Genomic DNA, 26,954 nt, shown 5'->3' on the forward strand with positions numbered 1-26,954 from the left:
GTATTCCTGATTGATATTTTACCTGATTGATATTTTAAATATAAACAAATTATCAACGATAATAATGCTTTCTCCGGCTATAATCGAGCTATGGAATTATTCTAATGGAAATTTATTTAAGAAAATTTGGCCGATGATTACTTTACAAATTTTAGTGTATTGTAAAACAAACCTTCGTGCGTTACTAAGCTGCAACAGCATAAAAATTAAGTGAAGGTCCTTTGTGGCCAATTGAAACAATCCCCAAAAAAAAAGGTTTTCAAACGGGGAGAATGAAAACCTTCAATAACCAATTATAAACCTAAATTATGATGTGACAAAGATAGTGTCTTTTTTACACACTTGCAAGAGTTTTTTGAATAAAGTGGTCGTTTGCTTTCACTTTTTACTATGCCCCAATAGCTATTACCTGCTTCTGTTTTGGAATGTTTATTTCAAATTTATTTTTGGCTTCCAATTCTTTTCCCTGCTGATCTACAGTAAAAAGTCAATATCAGGTCAGAGTTGATTAATTCATAAGAAGACAGTAGAACTTATTGCTTATAGATTTGTGTGAACGAATTAAAAATTATTAAGCTATGACACAATTGAATTGGGAAGGAATTTATCCCGCAATGTTATCTCCATTTGATGAGAGCGGAAATTTGGATTTTGACATGTTTGCAAAAAATATTGAAGCACAAGTGGAGGCTGGTGTCCACGGATTGATTATTGCGGGGTCATTGGGCGAGGCGAGTGTATTGAGCACGGAGGAAAAGTATGCCTTACTCAAACAGGCATTGAAGGTGGTGAATGGACGTATTCCGGTTTTGCTCAATATTGCGGAGAATACGACCGCCGATGCAATCAAAGTTGCAACAAGCAGTGAAAATTTAGGTGCGGATGGATTGATGCTGTTGCCTCCTATGCGTTACAGGGCTGACAATAGGGAGACTGTTGCTTACTTTCGCGCGGTTGCACAAAGCACAACACTGCCAATTTTAATCTATAATAATCCTGTTGATTACGGTACTTATGTGTCCTTGGATATGTTTGAAGAATTATTACTGGAACCCAATATACAGGCGGTGAAAGAGTCAACACGAGATGTAACAAATATTACTCGTCTGAAAAACCGTTTTGCCGATCGCCTAAAGATATTAGGAGGGGTAGATACCCTCTGTTTGGAATCTTTGATGTTGGGCGCTGACGGACTGGTTGCGGGCTTGGTGGATGCCTTTCCAAAGGAGACCATTGCAATGTATCGTCTTGCCCGTAAAGGAGAATATAAGCAGGCTTTAGCTATATATCGGTGGTTTATGCCTTTATTGGAATTGGATATTCATCCCAAGCTCGTTCAGTATATTAAATTGGCTGCTACGGCGGAGGGAATTTCCACACCGTATACAAGAGCTCCGAGATTACCATTGATTGGGGAGGAGGAGCAGCGGGTTAAAAAAATCATTGCTGACGCAATAGCAACAAGACCTGAATTATAACCAGATTTTACTGGACTACAACCCTTGGAAGAGATCCAGCGAGGTCTCTTCTGAATATTTTAGAATACGAAAATAGAAAAAGAATGATTCCATCCGAAAATGAAATTGATGTTGTAGTAAAGCGTGCTGAAGCCGGGTTTCAGTTCCTACAACAGTGTAATGTGATCGAGCGGGCAAAATTGATGCACACGATTGCTGATGAAATTGAAGCAATGGGTACAGTTTTGATCGAAACAGCTCATCTGGAGACCGCTCTGCCCGTTGGTAGGCTTGAGGGTGAAAAAGTAAGAACGGTGAATCAATGGCGTATGTATGGGGATGCGGTTCGAACTGGTCTGTACACTGAGGCTCGAATTGATCAGAACCTAGGGGGACAGATCGATTTACGAAAATACAATAGCGGAATAGGACCTGTGCTGGTCTTCGGAGCAAGTAATTTCCCATTTGCTTTTTCCACCGCTGGCGGGGATACGGCAAGTGCTTTGGGAGCTGGATGTGCTGTGATTGTGAAAGCTCATCCTGCCCATGTCAGGACATCTCAATTGATGGCCGATGCCATTCATCGGGGGATTTCGAGCTACGGTGCTCCTGCGGAAATATTCAGTCATGTCGTGTCAGATTCGTTCGAAATAGGCCAGCAATTGGTCAAACACCCATTGGTAAAAGCGGTGGCTTTTACAGGGTCGTTTGCCGGAGGAAAGGCCTTATTTGATTTGGGACAATCAAGACCTGATCCTATTCCGGTCTTTGCTGAGATGGGGAGTATAAATCCTGTATTTGTTTTGCCCGATTACTTAAAGAACAATGCTGAAACATTTGCAAAACAATATATTGGATCACTAACATTGGGACAAGGTCAGTTTTGTACTAATCCAGGAGTACTGATCGGGCTCTCAGGAGAAAGATTCGATACACTCAAGGCTTATCTGGGAGCCGAAATACAAACTATTTCAGCTGGTAAGATGTTGCATCAGGGTATAGCTGATCATTATATCCGCTTGAAAAATGAGCGCGTTGAATGCGATGGAGTTCGTATATTGGCACAAGGAAAAGCTAATGTGGAAGAAGGATTTGCTCAAGCCATCTTGGTTGAAGCAGATGCAGCGTGCGTATTGACCAATCCAGAATTACTGGAAGAAGTTTTCGGACCTTTTGGACTGGTTATCTCCTGCGCGGATCGCCATGAAATGGAGGTTTTAATGAGCCGTTTGGCTGGCCAGATCAGCTTGACTTTTGCGGCAACTGAGGGCGATATGAGGGAATATCAGGAGCTGTTTACCCTTGCGCAGAATAAGTGTGGAAGACTATTGTTTCAAGGTATGCCAACCGGCGTTGAAGTAAAATATGCAATGCAACATGGAGGCCCATTCCCTGCGACAACTGATCCGCGTTTTACTTCGGTGGGTCCTGACGCTATTAAACGTTTTATACGTCCAATCAGTTTTCAAAACTGGCCCGATGAGTTCCTGCCGAAAGAGTTGCAAAATGGTAATCCATTGCAAATAGAACGATTGGTAAATCAGCAGTGGACAAAAGATTAACAACGACAAAAAACCGATTATGAAAAAAACATTTTTCTGTATTGACTCGCATACCTGCGGATGCCCTGTACGATTAGTCGCTGCTGGAGCACCGTTCTTAAAAGGGGATTCAATGATGGAGCGTAGACTGCATTTTATGCAGGAATATGACTGGATTCGCAAAGGACTGATGTTTGAGCCCCGTGGGCATGATATGATGAGTGGAAGCATGCTTTATCCGCCTTTAGATCCACAGAATGACATTGCTGTCCTTTATATTGAAACCAGTGGTTGCTTGCCCATGTGTGGGCATGGTACGATCGGTACTGTGACCATCGCTATAGAAGAGGGGCTGATTCAACCAAAGATACCCGGGAAATTAAGATTGGAAACCCCAGCAGGACTGGTTCATATCGACTACGTTCAGGAAGGGGCAAAAATAAAAAGTGTCAAGTTGACAAACGTAAAATCTTTTTTATACGCTGAAAACCTAACTGTCGACTGTCCGGATTTAGGGCATATTTCTGTTGATGTGGCGTATGGCGGAAATTTCTATGGTATAATTGACCCTCAGGCTAATTTTAAAGATATTAAATTTTATTCCGCGAGTCAGCTGATTCGCTACGGTAAAATAATTCGCAAATTGCTCAATGAAAAATATACATTCATCCATCCTGAAGATCCCAATATCGAGGGATTGAGTCATATACAATGGACAGGAGAGCCTGTACATGTTGGTTCCTCTGGGCGAAATGCAGTATTGGTCGGCGAAAATGCATTGGATCGTTCTCCCTGCGGTACGGGTACTTCAGCTCGAATGGCACAGTGGTATGCAAAAGGTAGATTGAAAAAAGGAGATGAATTTGTTCACGAAAGTTACATTGGTTCTCAATTTATTGGTAAAATAGAAGGGGAGACTACTGTCGACGGAAAACCGGCAATCATACCATCCGTAGAAGGATGGGCGAGAGTGACAGGCTATAATACCATTTTTTTGGATGACGAAGATCCATATTTTGACGGTTTTCAAGTGATTTGATAGTTTAATTGATATAAAAAGTGAAAGAACATATAAGAGGTACAGTAGTTGTAATCGGTGCCGGAATTGCTGGACTTGCTTCAGCCTATTATCTTGTTAAAGACGGATGGGAAGTGAAAATTCTGGAGCGAAATGAGGTGGACAATAATTGTTCCTACGGCAACGCAGGGATGATTGTGCCGAGTCATTTCACGCCTTTGGCGGCTCCGGGAATCGTAGCACAGGGAATAAAATGGATGTTTAACAGTAAAAGCCCTTTCTATGTACGCCCCTCGTTAAATCCACGATTGATAGATTGGGGGCTAAAGTTTTTAAAACATGCAAATAAGGCACATGTTGACCGGCACGCGACGGCGATCCGTGACTTAAACCTTTACAGCAGTCGGTTATATGACGAATTGAATTTAGCCGATGGTTTCGATTTTGAACTGGAACAAAATGGTATTCTGATGATGTATAAATCCGGCGAGGTGAAGCATGAGGAGACGGAATTGGCACATCGTGCCCAAGACCTTGGACTGGATGTTGAAGTATTGGAAGCAGAGGCTGTAAAAGCCTTGGAACCGAATCTCAAACTAGATGTCTTGGGTGCTGTACTTTATCGCTGTGATGGAAAATTATCTCCCTCCAAACTAATGCAACAGTTGATTCAGTATTTGAAAACAGCCGGTGTGGTGTTTTTTGAGAAAACTGAAGCTCAAAAATTTATTACGGTTGGAAATACCATTAAAACTGTTTTAAGTAATAAAGGAAGTTTCGACGCAGATGCATTCGTCATAACAGGTGGAGCGAATTTACCGCAATTGATGTCCAAATTGCATGTCCATACGCCGCTTATGCCAGGGAAAGGCTATTCCTTTATGTACGACACACAAGGGGAAAGGAAATTGAATCACGCCGCATTGCTGCTGGAGGCTAGGGTGGCTGTTACCCCAATGAATGGGCAGATCAGATTTAGTGGCACAATGGAATTGGGAGCTGCAAATGATAAGATTTATGAAAATAGGGTAAGGGGAATTGTAGAATCTATTCCTAAATATTATCCGGAACTGCAGATAGACTATCCAAAAGATAAAATATGGTATGGTTATAGACCTTGTTCACCGGATGGATTACCCTATTTGGGGAGATTAAAAAAATACAATAATGCTATTGTCGCTGGTGGGGGTGGAATGATGGGATTGAGTTTAGGGCCTGCCTACGGTAAGATTGTATGCGACTTATTGGCTGCAAGGAAAATTGAGCCCGTTATTGCGGGATTTAAACCCGATCGTTTCGAACGTTAATACTTGTTTCGAAAAGGCTGCCCTAAAAATAGTCTGACCTATCTTTGGGGCAACCGTTAAAATTTTGCTTCCGGGTTGATTAGATTCGGACCTTCTTCTTGTATGATACCTGAGTTTATAGCATACTTGGTAATAAATGCTATTCTGACAAAATTCCTATGTAATAATTGAACGTATCCACATCGATGTTTTCCTTGTTTAATCCTGGGATTTTAATTGTTCGGAACTGTTGATCCAGTTGAATAAGTTGTCTGTTTTTGCCTTTTACCCCAATATGGATTGGCATCTGAAATCCTTTGACCTCGCTAATCCACCGGGCCATTATTCTTCCAGCAGCATCTTGTTGGATTTCTAATGTTGGAATGGAGCTGTGCCGGACATATTGTTCAAAGACTTTTGATAGGTCCAGACCAGATTGTTGGGTGACATAATTGACAATGTCATTGTAATCTACCTGTTGATGATAAAATCTCGAATTTAGACCTCGTAATATTGAACGCCATTTTTCATCGTTATCTATCATTGTACGAATCATATTGAGCATGACACCGCCCTTTGGATACATATCACCAGATCCTTCTTTGTTGACATGATAAGGGCCCTGCATCGGGCTATCATTACGAATACCACTTCGGATGCCATGTGCATATGCCTGGCTGGCTTCTTTGCCGTAGAAATAGTCAATAAATAGGCCTTCGGAATAATTTGTAAAACTTTCGTGGATCCACATATCTGCGAGATCGGCAGACGTAATATTATTGCCAAACCATTCATGACCAGATTCGTGAACGACAATGAAATCCCATTTTTGGCCCCAGCCTGTACCCGAAGCATCAGCTCCGAGATAGCCATTTTGATATCGATTGCCATAGGCGATCGCACTTTGATGTTCCATACCCAAATGATGTGTTTCAACCAATTTGTAACCATCCTCATAAAAAGGGTATGGGCCAAACCAATGCTCAAATGCTTCCAGGGTCTGTCTGGCATTTTTTTGAAGGTGAGCCTTTTTGTCGGTTTTATCATTCTCGCGCAGGATATAGTAGTCGATATCTAATGGACCTTTTTCACCTTTATATTTTTCTTTAAAATGAACGTAGTCCCCGATATTGATGGCGACATTGTAGTTGTTGATCGGATTAGCGACTTTCCAATGGTATTTTGTGTAACCATCTTTCATTTCCTCTATTTTTACCAACCGCCCATTAGACACGTTCATCACTTCTTTGGGAACAGCAACGGAAATCATCATACTGTCGACTTCATCGTATTGATGATCTTTATTGGGCCACCAGACACTAGCTCCCATACCCTGACAGGCGGTAGCCACCCAAGGTTTGCCATTGCTGTCTTTTTTCCAGTCGAAACCCCCATCCCAAGGAGCGCGGGCAGCTTCGGTGGGATGTCCTTCATAATATACCGTGAATTCACCTTGCGTATTTTTGGCGATCTTGGCGGGAAAGTCCAAAAATACAGCATTATACGCTCTGGTAAATGAAAGCTCTTTCCCTTGATAAACAACCTTGTTAATTTTAAGATTGGCAAATAAATCAAATTGTAAACGGTCGAAATCTTCCGTTGCCTTAAAGCGGAAGAGGTTTGAACCGGAAATGAACTTATTATCTACATCTACTTTCACGTCCAAATGATAGTATTGGATATCGTAACAGGTCCGCAATGGCGTGAGGTGACCCCGCAATGAATCCGCCCGTGTGAATTCATTTTTTTCTTTCATCAATTGTGCAGTGGATTGCTGGACACCTGCAACTAAAATACCATAGGTACCTAGGGCATATAATAATATTTTTTTCATTAGTTTATCTTCCACCTGGAGGGCAATGTTGTTTTAAATAGTTTGTATACAATGTTCTGAGATGCTCATAAGTCCCTTGTCCTTCACTGATCGAATGGCTGCGGTTGGGGTAGGACATCAGCTGAAATTGTACATTATTTTTTATGAATTCATCTATCAGAACTTCTGCATTCTGATAATGAACATTATCATCTCCCGTTCCGTGTATATACAGTAGATTTCCTTTTATATTTTTAGCATATTTCAATGGCGAACCATTCTCGAAGTCTGCTAAATTTTCTTGTGGAAGTCCCATGTAACGTTCCTGGTAGACATTGTCATAAAGCAGTTGGTTCGCAACAGCGGCTATTGCGATGCCGGTTTGATAGATTTGTGGATACTGTCCCAGCAGATTGAGCGTGCTCGAACCACCGCCGCTCCATCCCCAGACTGCTACACGCGAGTTATCAACAAAAGGCCATTTCAAGATCTCCTGAGTAGCTAAAGCCTGGTCGCGAATATTGAGTTGACCAATATTGCGGTAGATACTTTTGCGCCAGAGACTACCTTTAGGAGCAGGTGTACCTCGATTGTCCAAAGAAATATAGATGTATCCATCCTGAGCCATACTTCCTTTATATAGGCTGTTGTAGCCCGCACTAAAGTTGTCCAAAACAGTTTGTGAAGCTGGCTCGCCATATACCATAAAGACTACAGGATACTTTTTGTTGGGATCGAAATTTAATGGTTTAACCATCCAGCCATCTAGTTCTATCCCCTCGGAGGTTTTAACTTTGAAAAACTCAGCGATACCATCTTGCGCTTTCTTTTGACGCTTGACCTCAAAATCTACTACCATTCGATGTGTGGGAAGGTCGATAACAGCGTCCTGTTTGAACTCGGCACGGTTGCTAAAGCTGAAGATAGCGGTCTTGCCATCTTTCGAAATATCATAATCGCAGGTGCCTTCAAAAGATGCTGGTGTGAGCCTTTTGGGCGAGCCGCCTTTCGTAGGGACGCTATAGAGATATTTTTGGGTCGCATTCGTAGGAGAAGCAGTAAAATAAATTGTTTCTCCTTTTGGGTCAAGAAAATCAAGATTAATAATATCGTAATCTGCGTTGGTAATCAGCTTTTCATTGCCTTTCAGATCGATTTGATAGATTTTCCGCCAGCCGTCTTTTTCGGATACCCATATAAATGCTTTTCCGTTTTGTATCCAGTCCCAGCCCGATGGATCATTATTATTCCATCTGGCTTTGATATCAATCCAAGAATCACTCGTTTCCTGATGTATCGATTGAACCTCGTTCGTCACGATAGACGCTGTATAGATCTTGCTCTCGTTTTGTTTCCTGTTGAGCTGTTGCAAAATAAGCTGTTTGCTATCCATGCACCATTCCATGCGTGGAATATAATGTTGTTCAGGATCACCCGGAATATTGATCCGGCTATTCTTACCAGTAGAGAGTTCGTAAGTCCATATGGAGCAGGCACTCGGAGACTGTCCTACTTTAGGATATTCTACGGGGATGGTAAACGAGTAAAGACTATCCGTATTGTTAATCATTAGAAAATTACGGATACTATTTGCGTCAAGTTTCCAATAGGCGATGGAGAGACCATCGGGGGACCATCTGAAACCATCTTTGCAACCAAATTCCTCCTCATAAACCCAATCGAAAGTTCCATTGATCATGCGGTCTGTGCCATCCTTCGTAACTGCATGAATAGTTCCAGTCGTCAGATCTTCCACATAGATATTATGATCTGCTTTGTTCACATAAGCTACTTTATTCGCCTGAGGATTAAATTTTGCAAACATCAGCTGGGATGATGGAAATTGGCGGCCTAATTGAATCAATTGGTTGGATTTCTTATTGTACACCCAATAATCGCCCCGCGTATTTTCACGCCATACTCTTTTGCTGTTGGTGTAGATTAAAATAAGTTCCTTATTCCCGGAGATTGAAAAATTTTCAACTTTCAATGCGGCATTGCTGCCTTTTGGAATAAGAGCTTGTTGGGATAAAAAGATTCCCCGGGTTCCATTTTTTGGATTCACAATCTCAATCCCTTTATCCGAAAACTCATAGTATTGGTCTCCAATATCTGTCCAGAGTCTTTGCGCAAAGAGTGGATTGGATAGGTAAAGCACCAATAATAACTTTGCAATAATAAAATATCTAATTCGATTCATTTGTATATAATTGTTTAATCTATAGAAGATGCATTAATTGTCCCTGCTCATTCATGTATCTAGTCGATTGCATTGTCTTTTAAACGATAAATTTCTTCTACTTCACGTTCGAGATATTTTCCAAGGCGACGGTAACCATTTTCTTCAATAAGATAATTGTCTTCAATACGAATTCCCCCAAAATCAAGATGTTTCTTTAGAAAGTCATAATTGACAAAATCCCTGTGGAGATTTTGCTGTTCCCACAACTGTGTCAGTTCGGGAATCAGGTAGATGCCTGGTTCAACAGTAAGTACATTACCAGCTTCCAATTCTTTACCCAATCGCAGCGATTTAAGACCAAAGGTTTTGGTATCTTTAGGCTCGGATTTGCTATAGCCCACATATTGTTCGCCCAGGTCTTCCATATCATGTACGTCCAATCCGAGCAGATGACCTAGACCGCATTGAAAAAATAAGGAATGGGCATGGTTGGCAACAGCATCCTGTGGATTACCTTTCATGAAACCCACCTGTATTAGTCCTTCCACAAGAGCTTCACAGGCTTTTAAATGGATGTCTTTAAAACGGATTCCAGCGGTCAATAAGTTTTCGGCCGATTTAAATGCATGTAAAACGACCTGATAAATTTCCTCCTGTAGGGAGGTAAAACGTTTACCAACCGGAAAAGTGCGTGTTAGGTCAGAAGCATATCCCAATGAGGATTCAACTCCCGAATCATTCAACAGAAGATCCCCCTCATGAACTTGGTGGAATTGCATATGGTTGTGCAGGATCTCCCCCCTTTTCGTAACGATGGGTGGATAGGAAAAGGTCATGCCTTGATCCTGTGCGAAATGCTGCATGGCATTGCTGATCTGATATTCATAACATCCGGGTTTTGTCATCTGGATAGCAAGACGATGCATGTCAACTGCTACGTCTACAGCTTTTTCCAATTCGATAATTTCTGCTGTTGATTTAATACTGCGCTGTGCAGCTACCGCTTGAATTAAAGGTATAGATGGTTGAAGCTGTTCAACAGGACAGTTAAATAATTTCCCGAGCAATAGCTTATTGTGCGATTGATAGGGGGGGAGGTAATGAAACGTATGTTGGCCATGTTTTTCTATATAGTCAACGAGCTGTTCAAAAGGAAGTAATTTATTGATCCCCGAAAGAGCCGCTTTTTCTGATAGCGTTTGTTGCTGTCCCATCCAGACAATATCGTCGATGGTCATTTCATCCCCAAATAGTAAAGTTTCTCCATTATCAATATCAAGCACAGCAGCTAATCGGGGGCTTTTTATGCCGATATAATATAAAAAACTACTGTCTTGGCGAAAAGGGTAGGTATTGTGTTCAAAATTGATCGGGTTTTCAATATTTCCTAAAAATAGGAGTTTACCGGAAGAAAATTTTGAGATAAGCTCGTGCCTGCGGTTAGTATAGATTTCTTTTTTAAACATATTTACGAAAATTAAGAGCGCCGATTTCTAATTAAGATTTAAAAAGGCGCCTTATTAAGATTTAAAAAGGTATTATTAACATATATAATATAAGAGCCAATATCGTAAATTTAATCTTTTAATTCTTGAAGGCTCCCATTCAAGAAATGGTTTTATCGTTTCTATTTTAACGTTGTTACAATTGCTTATTTTTACTGATTAATTCATGAAAATGGAATAATATCGGTATTTAATAAAGTTCCAGGTTTCTATTGAATATTAATTATCACAATTTATCAAAGTCTAATTGTATTTTAACCTTGTTTTTATAAGATATGGAGTTTTTACTTCTTATTTTATGAAAGATTGAATAGAAAATTTACAGATTACTAAATATTATCACATGATATACATATTTTGTTTTTGTTTTTTCTAGTATCAGGATCAATATGCTTACTTGTTGCGTAGTTATTATATTTATGTTAACTAAACGGTAGTACATACAATATAAACTTAAGAATTCCTATGAAAGCGCTCCAATTTAACGTGCCGACAATGCAAGGCCAAAGCTTAACGATACAAGAAGATATTTTAGAGACTTTTTACCCACACCTTCATAGGCATCAGGAAGCACAACTTATGTGGATCGTAAAAGGAAGAGGGGTATTGATTGTTGAAGATACTTTACATTCTTTTAAGGAAAACGATATATTCTTTTTGGGAGCAAATCAGCCGCATGTATTTAAGTCCTCGTCCCAGGATGGATTTTCAAATGAGTCCCGTTCGATCTCGATTTTTTTTGACCCGAATGGGAAGCTCAAGTTCTTATTCTCTTTAGAAGAATTTGAATCATTAAATCAGTTTATCTATAATAATTCCTGTGGTTTTAAAATTCCAGATGAATATTTTAAGCAGATTTCAGAACGCGTTTTACAATTGAAGTCCTCGGATCAAATCGACAAATTGATGCATTTTTTCTACCTATTGAGATCCTTGGCAAATATATCAAGAGAGACGGAGCCACTTTGTGCAGAGCGGGTTGAAAGGATCTTGGATACCATCCATAGCACAAACCGAATCAATTTAATCTGTAATTATATTAAAGAGAATCACAAACATGATCTTAGCCTGGAGGAGGTTGCCGACTATGCAAACCTTACACCGCAGGCATTTTGTCGATATTTTAAAAAACATTGCGGTGTTACCTTCGTAACGTATTTAAATAGAATTCGGGTAAAAGAAGTCTGTAATCAACTGACCGAAGATCACTTAGATAGCGTTTCGTTTATCGCTTATAGCTGCGGTTTTAACAGTATTACAAATTTCAATAGGGTGTTTAAGCAGATCATTGGTTGCAATCCAAAAGAATATATCCAACAGTATAAGCAAACATTGTACTCTGTAATTTAAAGCAGAATTATGTACTGAAAAATTGAAAATATCTACCTCATCGTTTTCGTAAATTCCATTCAGGGCCAATTGCCTTCGTATAGCGGCGGCCCGGTATAGTAATTGCTAAAAGTGGCTGCGGATAAATAAAGTTTTCATTCAGTTTATGGTAAAAATAAAGAAGGTTAGATATTCATTTATCCATATGGGAATTTGAATAAGCAAAAAAAAAGGTTTTCAAACGGGGAGAATGAAAACCTTAAATAACCAATTATAAACCTAAATTATGATGACACAAAGATAGTGTGTTTATTACACTTTGTCAATTTTTTTTTTAAAAAATATTAAATCTTTTTAAAGAGAATACTTGAATTGTGACCACCAAAGCCGAAGGCATTACTCATAGCGGTTTGAACAGTCTTTTCCAAGGGTTGATTGATAACAATATTGATGCCTTCAGGAATTGCAGGGTCAATATTTTCAATGTTGATGCTTGCTGGAATAACATTATTGTTTATTGACTTTATGGCGATAATTGCTTCAATTGCCCCTGCCGCGCCAAGCAAATGTCCGGTCATTGACTTGGTTGAGCTGACCCAAAGGTTGCTGGATGGACCGAATGCAAGTTGCATGGCCTTCAGTTCTGCAATATCGCCCACAGGGGTCGATGTGGCATGAAGATTCAGATAATCCAATTCGGTACTGTTCATTTGCGCTTCTTCCATCGCCAAGGACATTGCCTTTGCTGCACCTATACCTTCGGGGTGAGGTGACGTCATATGATAGGCATCAGCTGTCATCGATGCGCCTACTAGCTCGGCGTATATCCTTGCGCCCCTTCTTTTAGCATGTTCATATTCTTCCAGTACCAGAGCCCCCGCACCTTCGCCCATAACAAAGCCGTCACGGTCCCGGTCAAAAGGTCTACTTGCCGTTGTAGGATCATCGTGTCTGCTGGACATTGCCTTCATCGCAGAAAAACCACCGACTGAAGCGGGAGTGATAGGGGCTTCTGAACCGCCACTGATAAAAACTTTGGCCTTCCCTAATCGAATGTAGTTGAATGCATCCATGAAAGCCGTATTGGAAGTCGCACAGGCAGACACTGTTGTATAATTTATTCCCTTCAAACCAAATTTCATCGATATCATCCCTGAGGCCATATTAACAATAAGCCTCGGAACGAAAAAAGGACTGAACCGTGGTACGTAATTGCCTTTTACATAACTTTCAACTTCGTTTTCGAATGTTTCCATTCCACCCTGACCTACACCCCAAATGACACCAATATCAAACGGATCCATAATGTTGGGATCCAGACCAGAATCTTCCAGCGCCTGGGATGCGCTATATAAGGCATATTGTGTAAATAAGTCGCTTCTCTTGATCTCATTTCTGTCCAGGTATTTTTCCGGTTGAAAGTTCCTGACCTCACTTGCAATTTGCGTCCGAAATAGAGATGCATCAAAACGACTGATGATCGCCGTATGATTTTCGCCTCGTAAAATATTCTCCCAGAATGTATCAACATTCTCGCCCAAGGGGTTAATTGTCCCCATGCCGGTAATGACTACTCTTTTCATTTTTTATTTTTTTGTATTAATATGTAATATACCGATTGGTATATATTTTGCTAAAAAAATTAGATTTTGATCTCGCGGTCGACCATGTCCTTCATATTGTCCAATACAATACTTAGATCTTTAGCCCGGCCGGAAATCTTTGCAAGTAAAATCCCACCCTCAATCATCGCCATGAAGATAATTGCAAAATGCTCAGCAGAAATATGCTGTTTAAATTCACCATTTTTAATTCCTTCGTCCAATATCGAAATCAATCGTTCTTTCCAAAGCGTAAACGACCGTTTGACCTTTGGAGTTAAAAAAGGGAGGGAATCATCCACCTCAACTGCAGCATTCATCAGTGGGCATCCCCCTGACGCAGCGATATTTTTGAAATTCTCTTTGTAAAAATCAAAAAAAGCAAAGAGTTTTTTTAAGGCCGTCCGGTGGGGGCTGATCCGCTGTTCCACAGCGTCGGCAATTTTTTTGCTTTGATAAGTATAGACCTGGAGGGCCAAATCATCTTTGTCTTTAAAATTACCATAAATACTTCCTTTTGTTAGACCCGTAGCTGTTGTGATGTCCGAAAGTGAAGTAGCAAAATATCCTTTTTTATTAAAGATAGGAGCTGTCTTCTCAACGATAAATTGTCGGGTCTGTTCTGCTTTTGACATCATGATACTATTCTTTGGATTCAAATATAAAAAATACTTTTCGGTATATTATTTATTTCCATGGATGTAACTGAAAAAGTTACATTATTTTCGTTCCGTTATGCGATAGGTACAGCGGGGACCGTTTTCGATAAGATATTCTATCCTAACGATCGAATAAGAAGAACCGATAAGCTGTTGGAAATTGTGAAGCTCCGAACGGCAAAAGCCTTGGCACTCAGTAGCTGCGGCACATATCGGGCAGTGATTCTCAATGAGCAAATAAGATCCTTCTTCTTTTCTCCATTCAGCCATATAACCTTCTTCCGTTCTTTTGCTGGCGATGATATCAAGTTTGCTCTCGATAGACTTGCTAGCTGACAATGCATTTCTATATTTCTCATATACCTTGGATTCCCGATCGCTGATCAATAGATCCAAAGCATTTTCACCGAGCAACTGCTTAATGGATTGCAGCAGTTGTACCGTAATGTCGGCATGACTATCTGGGAATTTTGCGAGTCCTAGTGCCGAAAGACAATAGTAGGTCGATGGCCGGCCTCTGCCTTCACTTCTTGCATAGGATTCGATCAAACCCTGGTTGGCAAGATTGAGTAGCTGTTTGCGGGCGCCCTCCTTTGTAATGCCCAATTCTATCGCAATAAGAGCCGCGGTAACCTCGCCTCGCATTTTTAATAACATTAATATTCGATCTGCTGGAGTCTTTTGCATTTGGCAATTAAAAAGTTGTTTTAATACTTGTCAACAAAGATACTGTTTTTCTTATGATCGCTATTATGCATAATATTAAAGTTTTTTTTAATGACAGAATAATTTTATGACATTAATAAAACAACTTATTGGTTGTTTTATTAATGTCTATTATTTAGTTTTGATCATTATTGAAACAATAAATTAGAATAATATGAGCAAATTTCAGTTACCGGATTTACCCTATACCTATGAGGCTCTTGAACCTTATTTTGATCGGGAGACAATGACGATTCATCATCAAAAGCATCATCAGGCCTATGTCGATAATTTAAATAAAGCCCTAATCGGTACAAGTGCTGAAGACCTTGAATTAGAAGATATATTGGCACAGGTAAGTCAGTATAGTCCTGCTGTACGTAATAATGCCGGCGGCCATTATAATCATTCCTTGTTTTGGCAAATTTTATCTGCCGCACCGAAAACAACACCAACCGGAAAGTTGGCAAATCAAATAGACGCAACTTTCGGTTCTTTGGATGAGGTGAAGACGAAGATAAAAAATGCTGGACTTGGACAATTTGGTTCTGGATGGTCCTGGCTTTACCTCAAATACAATGGTACTTTGGATGTAGTGGCTACGGCCAATCAGGACAATCCATTAATGGATACCCAATTAACGAGCAGAGGAGTTCCGATTTTGGGTGTTGATGTATGGGAACATGCCTACTATTTGAAATATCAGAATAAAAGAGCCGATTATTTGGATGCATTTTGGTCTGTCCTGGACTGGTCTGCTGTCGAAAAGCGATACGAAGATATGATCGGTAAATTGATATAACATGTTAGATGTTTTGGGTAGCGGAGATAATAATTATAAAAAGCATGTTTGTAAATAAGGTTGAAAATTCGGGTATATTGGCGCTTGATCTCATTGATTTCAAACCCACAGTTGACATTATAGGCTTTGACATTAAAACACTTTTTTTCCAGGAAATGATCGTCAAAGAAAAGGAGTTTAAAGCGGCCCTTGCTGCTTTGGAATTGACCCCTTATAAAGGCAAGGCTGTCGCTTTTACCTGTTCTGCTGATGCCATTATTCCTCCTTGGGTTTATATGGCTTTAGCGGAGAGATTTCATTCTGAGGTAGCATATTATGATTTTAAAACTGTGGAAACGCTGGAATTGGAATTATGGACACAGAATGTGAAGCGGGCAGATTTGTCATCCTATCTGGGGCAAAAGGTGGTGGTGAGGGCGAGACCACATATGCCTGAATCACTTTACATGTTAGCTGCCGCACGCTTAATTCCGATTGTTAAAACATTGATGTATGGGGAGATCGGAATGCCAAAAGTTATTTTTAAAAGAGCATAGAAAAGAATGAAAGCATTAATATTTAATGGCGCCCTGGAGCGTAGGAAAGAATCGACTTCAGGAGTATTGGCTAACTATTTTGCCGAGCAATTGAATCAGCTTGGTATTGAGAATAGTGTTTTTAATCTCGCGGATAGTGGCATACCACTTTTTGATACAAGTCTCAGTAGGATACCCAATAGTGTAAAGATCATGAACAATCTTTTTCTGGAGGCAGACCTGCATTTTTGGTTATCGCCTTTATATCACGGAGGTGTGCCTGGTGTCATGAAAAACTGTTTGGATTGGCTAGAGATAAGTGCAAAGAATAGTCCGGCCTACCTCACCGATAAAACTATAGGGTTTGTTTGCTGGGCAGATGGTGTACAGGCCTTGCAGGGGATCAATGCGATGGATGCAATTGCGAAATCGTTACGGGCATGGACTTTACCATTTAGCGTTCCCATTGTAAAGCGGGAACTATTTGAAAACAGCGATTCAAGAAAACTATCGTCCAATTATAGCAGTAAATTGGATCTGTTGATCAATATCGCAACTACCCGAACAGCAACGTTTGACACAATGTTGGGGCGTTCCTGAAAGGCCTGTTTCCATAAGGCTGTTTTATAAATTATTGCTGCTCTTATAATAAAGCACCTCGATGTACATTGAGGTGCTTTATATGTTTTCAAAATTGTTTAGTTTTGAGAAACCGTGTATGGAGTGTTCATCGTATGCAACGAATTTTCCGGAACAACACAGCTATGGAGCTGCATCTCAAAAAAATGCAATAAACTGTATTTATTATTATATGATTTAAGGTAGTCGACTAATGAAGTTACAAGGTATAGTTTGGTTAAAGTTAATTGCATGTTGTATGCTGTATTTTACTGTACAGTTTACAAAGGGCCAAAGTTTTCTGCCCTTAAATGAGGATCAATATCGGGCTGATGCCGAAATGCTGTTGAAGTCAACCTCAAATGATAGTGTCCGGGCAATACAATACTTTTATCTATCGGATTACTACCGTTTTCGGGATACGCTGAAATTTTGGGAAAATATGCGGCAGGGAGAGCGACTAGCTCGCCCCTTTCGAAGCCTTCAGGCCATGGCTGCACTTTACAAAAGCATTTACTATGGACAATTTTTGGACAGTAAACATGCCGGCCTGGAAGCCCAAAAATGCATAGATATCCTTGGTGATACTAGACAGCCCTTTCAACAAGGGCTTTTGGCCAGAGCATGGTATAATCTGGGATTAATTCGATTTCCGAAAAAAGGCTTTGCTGATTTACTGGATATACTCAATGGTAAATGTATGCCCTATGCCAAAGCACACGATCCGCTCATGGAAGGTGCAATAAATACCATGATTGGTATGGCCTTTATGTCATCCAATCAATTGACGAAAGCAGATGAATATCATCAACTGGCGATCAAACAGCTGGAGCAGCTACCAAAGAGTACCGAGCTATTGGTAGCTTATTTAAATGCCGTTAGCACCTATTGCTACCAGGTTAAATCAAAAGAGGCCCGACAATTGTTAGATAAGGCCAAAGTAATGTTAGGAGACAGGCTCAATTCCTCCCAGTTACCCAATTACTATTATAACGAAGCACTTTATTTTACAACAAAGCAACAGACAGACGAAGCCTTACGTATGCTGGATATTGGTTTGGAATGGTCGAAGAAAATGAACAATTGGAGATCTTACCAGATGATGCTTTTTAGAAAGTTTAATGTCTATCTGATGCAGAAAAAATATGCTGAAGCGAAATTGCCATTGGAGGAGATTATAAAAAATGGATTGTTGACACGTGATCTTTACAATAGTAAAATTGTTTATAGCCAATTGGCTGCGGTGAACGAGTTGATGGGGGATTACAAAGAAGCGCTTAAGATGTCCAATGTGGCGGGTAAGCTCTCTGATAGCATACAGAAGGTTCAGCTTTTGGAAAAAATGAACGAAATGGAGGCTAAATATAAAACCCTCGAAAAAGAAAAAGTGATTTTAAATCTACGCGCAGATAAAGAACGTAATCAACTAAAGGTTTTTCTTGTCTTAGGCATTGCCGTTTTGCTTTTCATCGCCGTTTTATTTGCCACATTTTCCTACAGAAAGCAACGGAAATTGAATAGACAGATTCAGATGAATCATGAAATTGCTTTGGAGAAACTGGTAAAGGAAAAACAGCTGCAGATCTCCGAGTCCATGCTCAAAGCGGAAGAGCAGGAACGGCAGCGGATTGCACAGGATTTACACGATAGTATTGGCGGCATGCTGACAGGATTGAAATTTAAGATCGCTGGAGAGCAGACTGCTGAATTCAATTTGAAGGACGAATTAGCGCACAAACTGAACGATATCTTGGGCGAAGTACGCCGGATATCGCATAATCTGATGCCCGAGTCTTTGCGGCAATTTGGTCTGATAGCCGCATTGGAACAATTATGTCTTTCCATGAAAAATAATAAGGTGCAGATCCAATTTGAAAACTATGAGGACGAAGTACGTCTGGACTTCCAAAAAGGACTGGCAATCTATCGGATTGTCCAGGAGGCAATCTCAAACGCATTGAAATATGCAGATGCAGACCTTATTATTGTTCAGGTAAGTAAATCACAGGAAATATTGCAGGTTTTGATAGAAGACAACGGAAAAGGATTTGACGCTTCTGTGGCCAATTATGGAATGGGATTAAATAATATTGTCAAGAGAATTAACTGGATCAATGGATCTATTGAAATACGGAGTAAACCTGGATCTGGTACCCAAATTGAAATAGGTGTAAGTGTTTAGTTAAAAACCAGTATATGAAAATTATTGCCGTACTAGACGATCATCCCCTGTTGTTGGAGGGGGTGACCTCTTTTCTTAACAACCAAAAAGGGTATAAGGTATATTCATTTCTGAAGGAAGTATCGTTGATAGAATTTCTGAATACCACGGAAGTGGATTTGGTACTTATGGATATGCAGCTCTTGAATATCAGCGGACTTGAGGTTTGTGTACAATTGAAAAAATTATTTCCTGGCCTTCCTGTTGTCGCATTGAGCAATATCGCAGACCGCAATCTTATTTTTCAGTTTATGCAAAATGGCGGAAATGGTTATATATTAAAGGATGTGTCCAATGATGAGTTTCTTCATTGTGTGCATCTTGGACTGGACAGAAAGATAGCCCTTTGCGATAAAGCAAAGGAGCTTTACACGGGAGCTGTTTCTTCCCTGCAAGATCTTCCACGGTTAACACAAAGGGAAAAGGAAATTTTGACAATGATTGCAAATGGCCATACCAGCAATCAGATTGCGGAGAAACTATTTTTAAGCCCTGTTACGATAGAAACGCACCGACGTAATCTATTGACCAAATTTAAAGTGAAAAACATGATTGAGTTGGTGCAACTTGCACTAAAACATAGATTATTGGAGCACTAGCTTAGCCGTGTGACCGGTTAATGTTCGCCATAGCCTACCTCATCGAGCTTCCCTTTAAAAACCCTAAACTGGATAACAAAATAGGCGACGACCAAAATCGCAGCAAAAATAAACCATCCCAATCCTACAGAAAGGCCATATTCATGTGCTGCAGCATTCTGTATGGTAAGTGAAGGGTTTACTTCATTCGTTGATGGTAATAAGGTCGGAAACATAGACGCTACTGTGGTCGCAAAGCTCCCAAGAATAAATAGGGAAGAAAAGAAAAAACCTGTACCGTCTTTTCTGAAGGTTCTAACCCAGAATTGCCCCAGCAGGCCGATTGCCGCAATTAAGGGGAATATCCAGAGCCAGTAATATTGTTGGAAATTATTTAAGGAGATTGGTTTCACATAATGCCAGACATAAGCCGATAAGATCACTAATAATAGCAAAACAAAATTCAACTTGAATATGATGGTTTTGAGCCGCTGATTGAGTGAACTGGATGTTTTTAATATGACCCATCCTGCGCCGTGGATGGTGAGCGTCACTACCGCGACCAAGCCCAGGATTAAGGTGAACCAGTCTATGATACCCTGATGTTCGGCCAAAGGGTCGAATGTCGGGTTCCAGAGCGCCAGGAAGAAATAATGTGGCTCTTGTGTTGAAATCCCATTTTCCACCATTCCCAGATTGACTCCGCGCACGACATTGCCTAAAGCGGCACCAAAAAATAACGCCAGGAGTAAGCTGGCTAAACCAAACCCTTTATCCCATAATGCCTCCCAAAGTCTATGATGGATCTGTCCCCTGAGTTCAAGACTTATTGCTCTAAAGATCAGCAGCCATAATACTAACATCAGCGGGAGGTAGAATCCGCTGAAAGATGAAGCATATAATGTTGGAAAAGCGAAGAATAAAACACCACCGGCTGCGATAAGCCAGACTTCATTGGCATCCCAAAAAGGTCCGATTGCATTTGTTACAGCCTTTTTCTCCTGTTCGGTCTTTGCAAAAAATAAATGTACAATTCCTGCTCCAAAATCATAGCCATCAAGGACAATGTAGATACCCAACATGAAAGTCAATACTATAAACCAGAATATTTCCATGACAAATTAATTTAAAACAATATGGGGCTCGGGGCCTCTTCTAATAATTTTCAATACCAACATCAGGAATAACAGTCCCAAAAGGATATATAATCCGACAAATCCAAGTAGGGTAAATAAAGTGTTGCCAGAAGATACCGTCGGGGATACGCCATCTACCATACGCATTAGGTTGTAGACCAACCAGGGCTGCCGTCCGAGTTCGGCAGTATACCATCCTGCGGTATTGGCGATATAAGGAAAAGGAATCATAAACATAATGATCCATAAGAGCCATTTGGTCTGATATAATTTATCCCGCCAAAGTAAAACAGTGCCCAGGACCATGATTCCGATAAATATTGTGCCTAGGCCGGCCATAATGTGATAACTATAATAAAGGCCGGGTACATTGGTGGGATGTAAAGCGTCCTGAAATTCATTCAATCCTTTTATTTCTGCATCCCAACGTTGATAGGTGAGGAAGCTTAAAACATTAGGGACTGCAATTTTATTGTCCAGTTTTTTGTTTTCCATGTCGGGCTGACCGATCAGGATAATCTCGGATCCTCCTTTCTCTGTCTTGAAGATCCCCTCCATGGCCGCGAATGCTGCAGGTTGATATTTTACCACATTTTTGGCCGCTAGATCTCCTGTAGGAAATGCGACCACGATAGCGGAAATCGCTCCAAAAATAACACCGCTTTTGAGGAATATCTTTCCAAATTTGCTATGTCTGTCACTGAGAAGATAGAATGCGCCAATTGAGGCCACAAAAAAAGAACTTGTGACTAAGGATGCGGCCTGATTGTGTAGATAAGAGGGCCATAACCATGGATTGCTGAATAAAGAACTAAAATTGTTCAACACAAATTTGCCATTTGCCAGAATTTCATATCCAACCGGATGCTGCATCCAGGAATGCGTGGCAATAATCAGAAATCCACTGGCCCAGGATCCAATGAATACCATCAAACCGGATAGAAAGTGTAACTTGTGACCAAGTAATTTTTCTCCAAAGAGAAACATTCCCAAAAAAGAAGACTCCAGAAAAAAAGAGAACATACCTTCCATGGCCAAAGTTTGCCCAATGATTCCACCTGTAAGCTCGGAGAACTTTGCCCAATTCGTGCCAAACTGAAATTCCATGGGGATACCCGTGACAACACCCATGGTAAAATTCAATGCAAAGATTTTCATCCAAAATTTTGAGGCATGGTTGTAATCTTCGTTGTGGCTCTTTAGAAATTTCCATTTGAAATAAACAATCATCAATGATAATCCCATAGTCAACTGGGGAAATAGGTAGTGGAATGTAATTGTAAAGGCAAATTGAAGCCGATTGTAAAGAATCATGTCTTCCATGGATCTGGAGTTTTGGTTAATGACATTTAAATATAAAATTTTTTTGTCGTACCTAACTGCCGGGCGGTATTATTTTTTTTGTCTTATCTTCGCCCTGATAACAGAAAATGGCAGCAAGGGAAGCGGAGCACAGGAGATATGAAAAAAGCGATAATTTTAATAGGTGTTTTGCTTATACCTATACTCTTTATTGTACTCAATAATAAGAACAGGGGCAAAGTGGCCGCGGATAATGTAATATTCCGGAATAAATTATCCGATTATGGTTTGTTCAAAGGTAAAATGGCAGATCTTGTACCCAATGATCAAGGAGTTTCTTATGAGCTGGCTTCGACTCTTTTTACAGATTATGCCGGCAAAAAACGTGTTATTTTCTTGCCAAAAGGGAAAAAAATCGTTGCTTCGGATGATGGTCTGCCGGATTTTCCGGAGGGGACTATTATTGCCAAATCTTTTTTTTACCCAAATAAAGACAGTATACGAGGACCTAAATTCTTGCTGTTAGAAACGCGCCTCCTCATCAACAAAGGGGGGCAATGGAATGCAGCGACCTACCAATGGAATTCGGCCCAGGATGAAGCTGTGTTATTAGCTGATCATGCAAGTGTCCCTGTTTCATTTTTAGATGCTAAAGGTATAAAGCGGCAGACGCATTATATCATTCCTTCCCGTGCGGACTGTATCGCATGTCATCGCCAGGGGAACCGTATCCTCCCGATCGGTCCCAAAATCAGAAATTTAAATCGGGTCTTGTATCGGGGAAACGACAGCATTCAACAGTTGGATTATCTGAAACATCTAGGCATACTGGCTATTTCCCCTTTGAGAAAACGAAGTCTGTTACCAAGTTACGAAGACCATAATCAATCTGTCGAGCGGCGTGCAAGAGCTTATCTGGAGGTGAATTGCGCCCATTGCCATAATCCGATGGGAACTGCCTATATGACGATGCTCGATCTTAGATTTGAAAGCCCACTAAACGAAACGGGAATTTTGCTCAAACAGGCAAAAATTATTGGCCGAATGTCTGTATTGGGTGAGATGCATATGCCCCAAAAAGGTACTACGATACTTCATGAGGAAGGCATCACACTAATAAAGGACTATCTCAACTCCTTGAAATAAATATTCAATTTGTACTGTATTTGTATTTAGTATTCACGGATTTATGCATTCCACAACGTGTATTTTATTGTGTATTTAATAAAATCTATAGAATTAGTAGATTATATTGAAATTTCTTTTATATTTGTGAAAGACACCGAAAGTGTACGAGGATGAAAAATTGGCGTCTTTTTAACAAAACAAATTTAATACACTATGAACTATATCAACATTAGTAAAATCACATTCCTTACAAATTTTACATCAAAGTCTTTCATGGCTGGAACCCCCTCTGTAAGAAAAATGCGAATGTGTATCATAGGATAAATTTCCCTTATCTTTTCTCAAATTGACAGTTGGGGAGGCGCTCGCTTCCCCGAATGTCTTCAAAATAGAAACAAGTTTTCGATTGGCGTTGGCACTTGTTAGTATTCACGATTAAATCTTTACCTATGAAAAATTTTAGGGTACTACGGTATTCTACACTGTTTTTATGTTTAGGCTTGTCTTGTATTGGGCAATATACTTATGCACAAATTGAGCCTAAACCCATTATTAATGCATCACTATCCGGATATATTTACGACAGCCAGAGCAAATTGGCACTTGGAGATGTAACCGTTCAACTTGAAGCAGTTACGCATAGCGTTAAAACGGATCAGAAAGGATTTTTTCAATTCGTCACCGGACAAAAATTGCCGCTGTCTATCACTGTTTCACGCGTCGGTTACAAAAGGAAGACGATCTCTGTGTCACAATCCTCCGTTATAATAGAGTTGGAACCTGTTACCAAGGATCTGGATGAAGTAATTGTCGTGGGGTATGGAACACAAAAGAAGATTTCTTTGACGAATTCGATTGCTAGTATCGATGGGGAGAAATTAAACAAACGCCCTGTTTCTAATACACAACAAGCTTTACAGGGGATGTTACCCGGTGTAACTGTACAAGATTTAGGGGGGAAGCCGGGGCAATCGGCTGCAAATATTCGAATTCGCGGATTGACTACTTTTAACACCAATTCAAGCAACACCAGTGGGTATGATTTGAGTAAAAACAATGCGTTGGTTATTGTAGATGGTATCGAGCAGCCTTGGTCCAAACTCAATCCAAATGATATCGCTTCAATTTCTGTTTTAAAAGATGCCTCTTCCACAGCGATATATGGCTCCCGTGCTACCAATGGTGTTATTCTCGTAACGACAAAGAGTGCAAAACCCGGTCATGTTGTTATTGATTACAATGGCTACTATGCGGTTCAGAAATCAATCAATCGGCCACAGCAAATGGATGTAATATCTTATCTTCAATTGCAGCAGGATGCTTATCGTAACGCAGGGTTGGCTGTACCCGCACGATTTACAGATGAATCGATCGAAAGTTATCGCAATGCCACAGACCGTGAAAAATACCCCTTGCCAAACACATGGTTTGAAACCTTATTGAAAACAGCACCACAGCACGATCACTCGCTATCATTTTCGGGCGGAAACGAAGTGTTGAAGTCTAGATTGGCAATGCGCTATAACAAACAAAATGGTATCATCGATAATTATGGTGCAGAACTGGCTGACCTTCGATTGAATAATGATTATAAGGCAACATCTTGGCTCAATTTTACTGGAAGTATTAATTACCGTTATAGTAAAGCCTATGAGCCAGGGCGTGATCCGATTAACAACTTCCTTCACGGCTCGATGTGGGTGGTTCCCAAATACGACGATGGGACTTATGGCCTGAGTACACAAGGAAATAATCCATTGATGTTGATTGAAAAAAGCGGTTATAAAAAAGTAAACGAAAATTATTTAAGTTCCATTGTAAAAGCAGATATACAGCTGGGGGAAAACCTAACTTTTACGTCCCAGTTTGGAGTCCGGCTGAATTTTAACAATACAAAGACTTTTCTAAATGCCTTTGAAAATAGGGATAGGAATACAGGAATAGTAAAAAGCTTTCCTATAAATTCGTTGACTGAGTTTAGGGACAATAACAGTGAATATACCTGGAATAATTTGCTTACCTACCAACTGACGAGTGGTTCACATCATATCAAAGCGCTTGCAGGATATTCACAGATCCACAATTACCAAAACAATCTCACAGCATATCGGGAAAGATTTTATAGTAATGACATCACATCCATTGGGCAAGGGGCGGATGATGCAACCAAAAATAACAATGGGTACGACGCACAATATGGATTGCGCTCCTTTTTCGGTAGGCTGAACTATGATTGGAATGGCCGATATTTAGTTGAATTTAATGGTCGATATGATGGTTCATCCCGTTTTACGGGTGATAAACAATACGGTTTTTTCCCTTCTGCCTCAGCTGGGTGGCTTCTGTCGAATGAACAGTTTTGGACACCAATAAAAAACTGGCTGAATGAGTTTAAACTACGTGCTTCTTGGGGTAAAACCGGTAACCAATCTGTCGATCTATATAGTTATTATTCTGCATTGGTGGCGGCCGGTTATAATTTTAGTGGCAAATCCGTGCAAGGTTATCGGCTGGATAGTTACGCGAATCAACAACTTGGTTGGGAATCTACGCAACAGTATGACTTAGGATTGGATGCTTCATTTTTAAACAATCGATTGGCTTTCACATTGGATTACTATCATAAAGTGACTAATGATATTTTATTAAATTTGGATATTCCAGCTGTGTTGGGGCTAAAACCTTCGCCTCAGAATGCAGGAACCGTACTTAACCGCGGCTGGGAATTTGCAGTAAATTATCATAAAAGGGCATCGCGTCCGGGTGCTTTCACTTATCAAATAAACGCTAACTTGAGCATCAACCATAATGAGGTGACGGATTTGAAAGGCACCGGACCCTATATCGTCGGCTCTGATATCGATCCCCGATATATTATTGCAACAGGACTGCCAATCAATACCCTGTGGGGATATAAGACTGATGGCTTATTTCAGTCCGCTGAAGAGATAAAAGCCTATGGCGCAACCTATGCAACAAACACACAACCCGGTGATGTGAAATATGTAGACCTGAATGGAGACGGTGTAATCAATGCGAGTGATATGACAGCTATTGGAAATTCTTTTCCAAAATATACTTTCGGACTGAATGGTGGCTTTGCCTTCAAAAATTTTGATCTTGATATCCTACTTCAGGGGACAGCAAAAGTTGATGCCCGACTTTCGGGTGCACTGTCAGAGATGGGAAATCAGGAGGGATTTACCCATGAAATTTATACCGCTAATTATTGGACACCTACACATCCCGATGCATCTTTCCCACGCGTGGTGAAATATGACCTACGTAATGTTGCGACCGCTGACCGATTGGTTATCAATGGCTCATATCTCCGTTTGAAAAATATACAATTAGGATATACTGTTCCACTAAGAAGGATCGGGAAAGTGAGTATCAGCAAGCTGCGTGTCTATCTGTCTGCTACCAATTTGCTGACCTTCTCCAAACTGAATGAATGGAATTTGGATCCAGAGGCGGAATCGGGAAGGGCAGTTTATTATCCTCAGACAGCACTGTATACCTTCGGCGTGAATTTGACCCTTTAGAGCATTTTTTGTG

20 protein-coding genes are annotated in these 26,954 nt (G+C 40.4%); 12 read left to right on the forward strand and 8 right to left on the reverse strand.

Annotation, left to right across the window (positions count from 1 at the left end; genetic code table 11):
- Positions 1-578 precede the first annotated feature (578 nt).
- The 4 genes from ABDW32_RS00880 (at position 579) to ABDW32_RS00895 (ending at position 5,323) form a co-directional block, all read left to right on the forward strand.
- Positions 579-1,478, forward strand: coding sequence for a dihydrodipicolinate synthase family protein (locus ABDW32_RS00880; RefSeq protein ID WP_343558650.1), 900 nt, complete (start codon positions 579-581; stop codon positions 1,476-1,478).
- 83 nt (positions 1,479-1,561) lie between these two features.
- A complete protein-coding gene (locus tag ABDW32_RS00885; protein WP_343558651.1) occupies positions 1,562-3,019 on the forward strand; it encodes an aldehyde dehydrogenase (NADP(+)) in 1,458 nt (485 codons plus the stop codon).
- Positions 3,020-3,038: 19 nt separating this feature from the next.
- Positions 3,039-4,037 carry a 4-hydroxyproline epimerase gene (locus tag ABDW32_RS00890; protein ID WP_343558652.1) on the forward strand — a complete coding sequence of 333 codons (999 nt, stop codon included), beginning with the start codon at positions 3,039-3,041 and terminating at the stop codon, positions 4,035-4,037.
- Positions 4,038-4,057: 20 nt separating this feature from the next.
- On the forward strand, positions 4,058-5,323 hold the full coding sequence (locus tag ABDW32_RS00895) for an FAD-dependent oxidoreductase (RefSeq protein WP_343558653.1): 1,266 nt from the start codon (positions 4,058-4,060) through the stop codon (positions 5,321-5,323).
- Positions 5,324-5,462: 139 nt separating this feature from the next.
- On the opposite strand, the gene ABDW32_RS00900 is transcribed toward ABDW32_RS00895, so the two are convergent.
- The 3 genes from ABDW32_RS00900 to ABDW32_RS00910 are packed head-to-tail and all read right to left on the reverse strand — an operon-like array spanning position 5,463 to position 10,763.
- On the reverse strand, positions 5,463-7,136 hold the full coding sequence (locus tag ABDW32_RS00900) for a M1 family metallopeptidase (protein WP_343558654.1): 1,674 nt from the start codon (positions 7,134-7,136) through the stop codon (positions 5,463-5,465).
- Positions 7,137-7,140: 4 nt separating this feature from the next.
- Positions 7,141-9,315 carry a DPP IV N-terminal domain-containing protein gene (locus tag ABDW32_RS00905; RefSeq protein WP_343558655.1) on the reverse strand — a complete coding sequence of 725 codons (2,175 nt, stop codon included), beginning with the start codon at positions 9,313-9,315 and terminating at the stop codon, positions 7,141-7,143.
- A 59-nt stretch (positions 9,316-9,374) separates the two neighbouring features.
- Positions 9,375-10,763 carry an aminopeptidase P family protein gene (locus ABDW32_RS00910; protein WP_343558656.1) on the reverse strand — a complete coding sequence of 463 codons (1,389 nt, stop codon included), beginning with the start codon at positions 10,761-10,763 and terminating at the stop codon, positions 9,375-9,377.
- Positions 10,764-11,267: 504 nt separating this feature from the next.
- On the opposite strand from ABDW32_RS00910, the gene ABDW32_RS00915 reads away from it, so the two are divergent.
- Positions 11,268-12,152: an AraC family transcriptional regulator gene (locus ABDW32_RS00915; protein WP_343558657.1), complete on the forward strand. Its 885-nt coding sequence runs from the start codon at positions 11,268-11,270 to the stop codon at positions 12,150-12,152.
- A gap of 323 nt (positions 12,153-12,475) precedes the next feature.
- Here ABDW32_RS00915 and fabF read toward each other — a convergent pair whose 3' ends face one another.
- The 3 genes from fabF to ABDW32_RS00930 all read right to left on the reverse strand — a co-directional run bounded on the left by fabF (position 12,476) and on the right by ABDW32_RS00930 (position 15,078).
- The gene (gene fabF / locus ABDW32_RS00920; RefSeq protein WP_343558658.1) at positions 12,476-13,714 is read right to left on the reverse strand and encodes a beta-ketoacyl-ACP synthase II; all 1,239 of its coding nucleotides are present in this window, start codon (positions 13,712-13,714) and stop codon (positions 12,476-12,478) included.
- Positions 13,715-13,773: 59 nt separating this feature from the next.
- Positions 13,774-14,370 (reverse strand): TetR/AcrR family transcriptional regulator, encoded by a 597-nt coding sequence (locus ABDW32_RS00925; RefSeq protein WP_343558659.1) that lies wholly within the window; start codon positions 14,368-14,370, stop codon positions 13,774-13,776.
- Between the two features lie 81 nt (positions 14,371-14,451).
- Entirely contained in the window at positions 14,452-15,078 is a 627-nt protein-coding gene (locus ABDW32_RS00930; RefSeq protein ID WP_343558660.1) for a metalloregulator ArsR/SmtB family transcription factor, read from the reverse strand.
- A gap of 193 nt (positions 15,079-15,271) precedes the next feature.
- Here ABDW32_RS00930 and ABDW32_RS00935 point away from each other — a divergent pair, with 193 nt between their 5' ends.
- The 5 genes from ABDW32_RS00935 to ABDW32_RS00955 all read left to right on the forward strand — a co-directional run bounded on the left by ABDW32_RS00935 (position 15,272) and on the right by ABDW32_RS00955 (position 19,851).
- Positions 15,272-15,898: a superoxide dismutase gene (locus ABDW32_RS00935; RefSeq protein ID WP_343558661.1), complete on the forward strand. Its 627-nt coding sequence runs from the start codon at positions 15,272-15,274 to the stop codon at positions 15,896-15,898.
- Between the two features lie 44 nt (positions 15,899-15,942).
- Positions 15,943-16,434 (forward strand): DUF2480 family protein, encoded by a 492-nt coding sequence (locus ABDW32_RS00940; protein ID WP_343558662.1) that lies wholly within the window; start codon positions 15,943-15,945, stop codon positions 16,432-16,434.
- Between the two features lie 6 nt (positions 16,435-16,440).
- Positions 16,441-17,013 (forward strand): NAD(P)H-dependent oxidoreductase, encoded by a 573-nt coding sequence (locus ABDW32_RS00945; protein WP_343558663.1) that lies wholly within the window; start codon positions 16,441-16,443, stop codon positions 17,011-17,013.
- A 277-nt stretch (positions 17,014-17,290) separates the two neighbouring features.
- On the forward strand, positions 17,291-19,213 hold the full coding sequence (locus tag ABDW32_RS00950; RefSeq protein ID WP_343558664.1) for a sensor histidine kinase: 1,923 nt from the start codon (positions 17,291-17,293) through the stop codon (positions 19,211-19,213).
- 14 nt (positions 19,214-19,227) lie between these two features.
- Positions 19,228-19,851, forward strand: a complete 624-nt coding sequence (locus ABDW32_RS00955) for a response regulator transcription factor (protein WP_077432619.1) — start codon at positions 19,228-19,230, stop codon at positions 19,849-19,851.
- A gap of 17 nt (positions 19,852-19,868) precedes the next feature.
- On the opposite strand, the gene cydB is transcribed toward ABDW32_RS00955, so the two are convergent.
- Both cydB and ABDW32_RS00965 read right to left on the reverse strand, forming a co-directional pair.
- Entirely contained in the window at positions 19,869-20,945 is a 1,077-nt protein-coding gene (gene cydB, locus ABDW32_RS00960) for a cytochrome d ubiquinol oxidase subunit II (RefSeq protein WP_077432620.1), read from the reverse strand.
- 6 nt (positions 20,946-20,951) lie between these two features.
- Positions 20,952-22,289 (reverse strand): cytochrome ubiquinol oxidase subunit I, encoded by a 1,338-nt coding sequence (locus tag ABDW32_RS00965; RefSeq protein WP_343558665.1) that lies wholly within the window; start codon positions 22,287-22,289, stop codon positions 20,952-20,954.
- A gap of 138 nt (positions 22,290-22,427) precedes the next feature.
- Between ABDW32_RS00965 and ABDW32_RS00970 the strand changes: the two genes are divergently transcribed.
- Both ABDW32_RS00970 and ABDW32_RS00975 read left to right on the forward strand, forming a co-directional pair.
- Positions 22,428-23,414: a hypothetical protein gene (locus ABDW32_RS00970; protein ID WP_343558666.1), complete on the forward strand. Its 987-nt coding sequence runs from the start codon at positions 22,428-22,430 to the stop codon at positions 23,412-23,414.
- Positions 23,415-23,845: 431 nt separating this feature from the next.
- Positions 23,846-26,941 carry a TonB-dependent receptor gene (locus ABDW32_RS00975; RefSeq protein WP_343558667.1) on the forward strand — a complete coding sequence of 1,032 codons (3,096 nt, stop codon included), beginning with the start codon at positions 23,846-23,848 and terminating at the stop codon, positions 26,939-26,941.
- Positions 26,942-26,954 lie beyond the last annotated feature (13 nt).

This window comes from Sphingobacterium sp., from assembly GCF_039596235.1.
Taxonomy (GTDB): domain Bacteria; phylum Bacteroidota; class Bacteroidia; order Sphingobacteriales; family Sphingobacteriaceae; genus Sphingobacterium.

Excerpts from the sequence above, each read along its gene's own strand:
- ABDW32_RS00880 (WP_343558650.1), top strand. The coding sequence starts at position 579 with ATGACACAATTGAATTGGGAAGGAATTTATCCCGCAATGTTATCTCCA.
- ABDW32_RS00885 (WP_343558651.1), top strand. The coding sequence starts at position 1,562 with ATGATTCCATCCGAAAATGAAATTGATGTTGTAGTAAAGCGTGCTGAA.
- ABDW32_RS00890 (WP_343558652.1), top strand. The coding sequence starts at position 3,039 with ATGAAAAAAACATTTTTCTGTATTGACTCGCATACCTGCGGATGCCCT.
- ABDW32_RS00900 (WP_343558654.1), bottom strand. The coding sequence starts at position 7,136 with ATGAAAAAAATATTATTATATGCCCTAGGTACCTATGGTATTTTAGTT.
- ABDW32_RS00905 (WP_343558655.1), bottom strand. The coding sequence starts at position 9,315 with ATGAATCGAATTAGATATTTTATTATTGCAAAGTTATTATTGGTGCTT.
- ABDW32_RS00910 (WP_343558656.1), bottom strand. The coding sequence starts at position 10,763 with ATGTTTAAAAAAGAAATCTATACTAACCGCAGGCACGAGCTTATCTCA.
- ABDW32_RS00915 (WP_343558657.1), top strand. The coding sequence starts at position 11,268 with ATGAAAGCGCTCCAATTTAACGTGCCGACAATGCAAGGCCAAAGCTTA.
- fabF (WP_343558658.1), bottom strand. The coding sequence starts at position 13,714 with ATGAAAAGAGTAGTCATTACCGGCATGGGGACAATTAACCCCTTGGGC.
- ABDW32_RS00925 (WP_343558659.1), bottom strand. The coding sequence starts at position 14,370 with ATGATGTCAAAAGCAGAACAGACCCGACAATTTATCGTTGAGAAGACA.
- ABDW32_RS00930 (WP_343558660.1), bottom strand. The coding sequence starts at position 15,078 with ATGCAAAAGACTCCAGCAGATCGAATATTAATGTTATTAAAAATGCGA.
- ABDW32_RS00935 (WP_343558661.1), top strand. The coding sequence starts at position 15,272 with ATGAGCAAATTTCAGTTACCGGATTTACCCTATACCTATGAGGCTCTT.
- ABDW32_RS00940 (WP_343558662.1), top strand. The coding sequence starts at position 15,943 with ATGTTTGTAAATAAGGTTGAAAATTCGGGTATATTGGCGCTTGATCTC.
- ABDW32_RS00945 (WP_343558663.1), top strand. The coding sequence starts at position 16,441 with ATGAAAGCATTAATATTTAATGGCGCCCTGGAGCGTAGGAAAGAATCG.
- ABDW32_RS00950 (WP_343558664.1), top strand. The coding sequence starts at position 17,291 with ATGCTGTATTTTACTGTACAGTTTACAAAGGGCCAAAGTTTTCTGCCC.
- ABDW32_RS00955 (WP_077432619.1), top strand. The coding sequence starts at position 19,228 with ATGAAAATTATTGCCGTACTAGACGATCATCCCCTGTTGTTGGAGGGG.
- cydB (WP_077432620.1), bottom strand. The coding sequence starts at position 20,945 with ATGGAAATATTCTGGTTTATAGTATTGACTTTCATGTTGGGTATCTAC.
- ABDW32_RS00965 (WP_343558665.1), bottom strand. The coding sequence starts at position 22,289 with ATGGAAGACATGATTCTTTACAATCGGCTTCAATTTGCCTTTACAATT.
- ABDW32_RS00970 (WP_343558666.1), top strand. The coding sequence starts at position 22,428 with ATGAAAAAAGCGATAATTTTAATAGGTGTTTTGCTTATACCTATACTC.
- ABDW32_RS00975 (WP_343558667.1), top strand. The coding sequence starts at position 23,846 with ATGAAAAATTTTAGGGTACTACGGTATTCTACACTGTTTTTATGTTTA.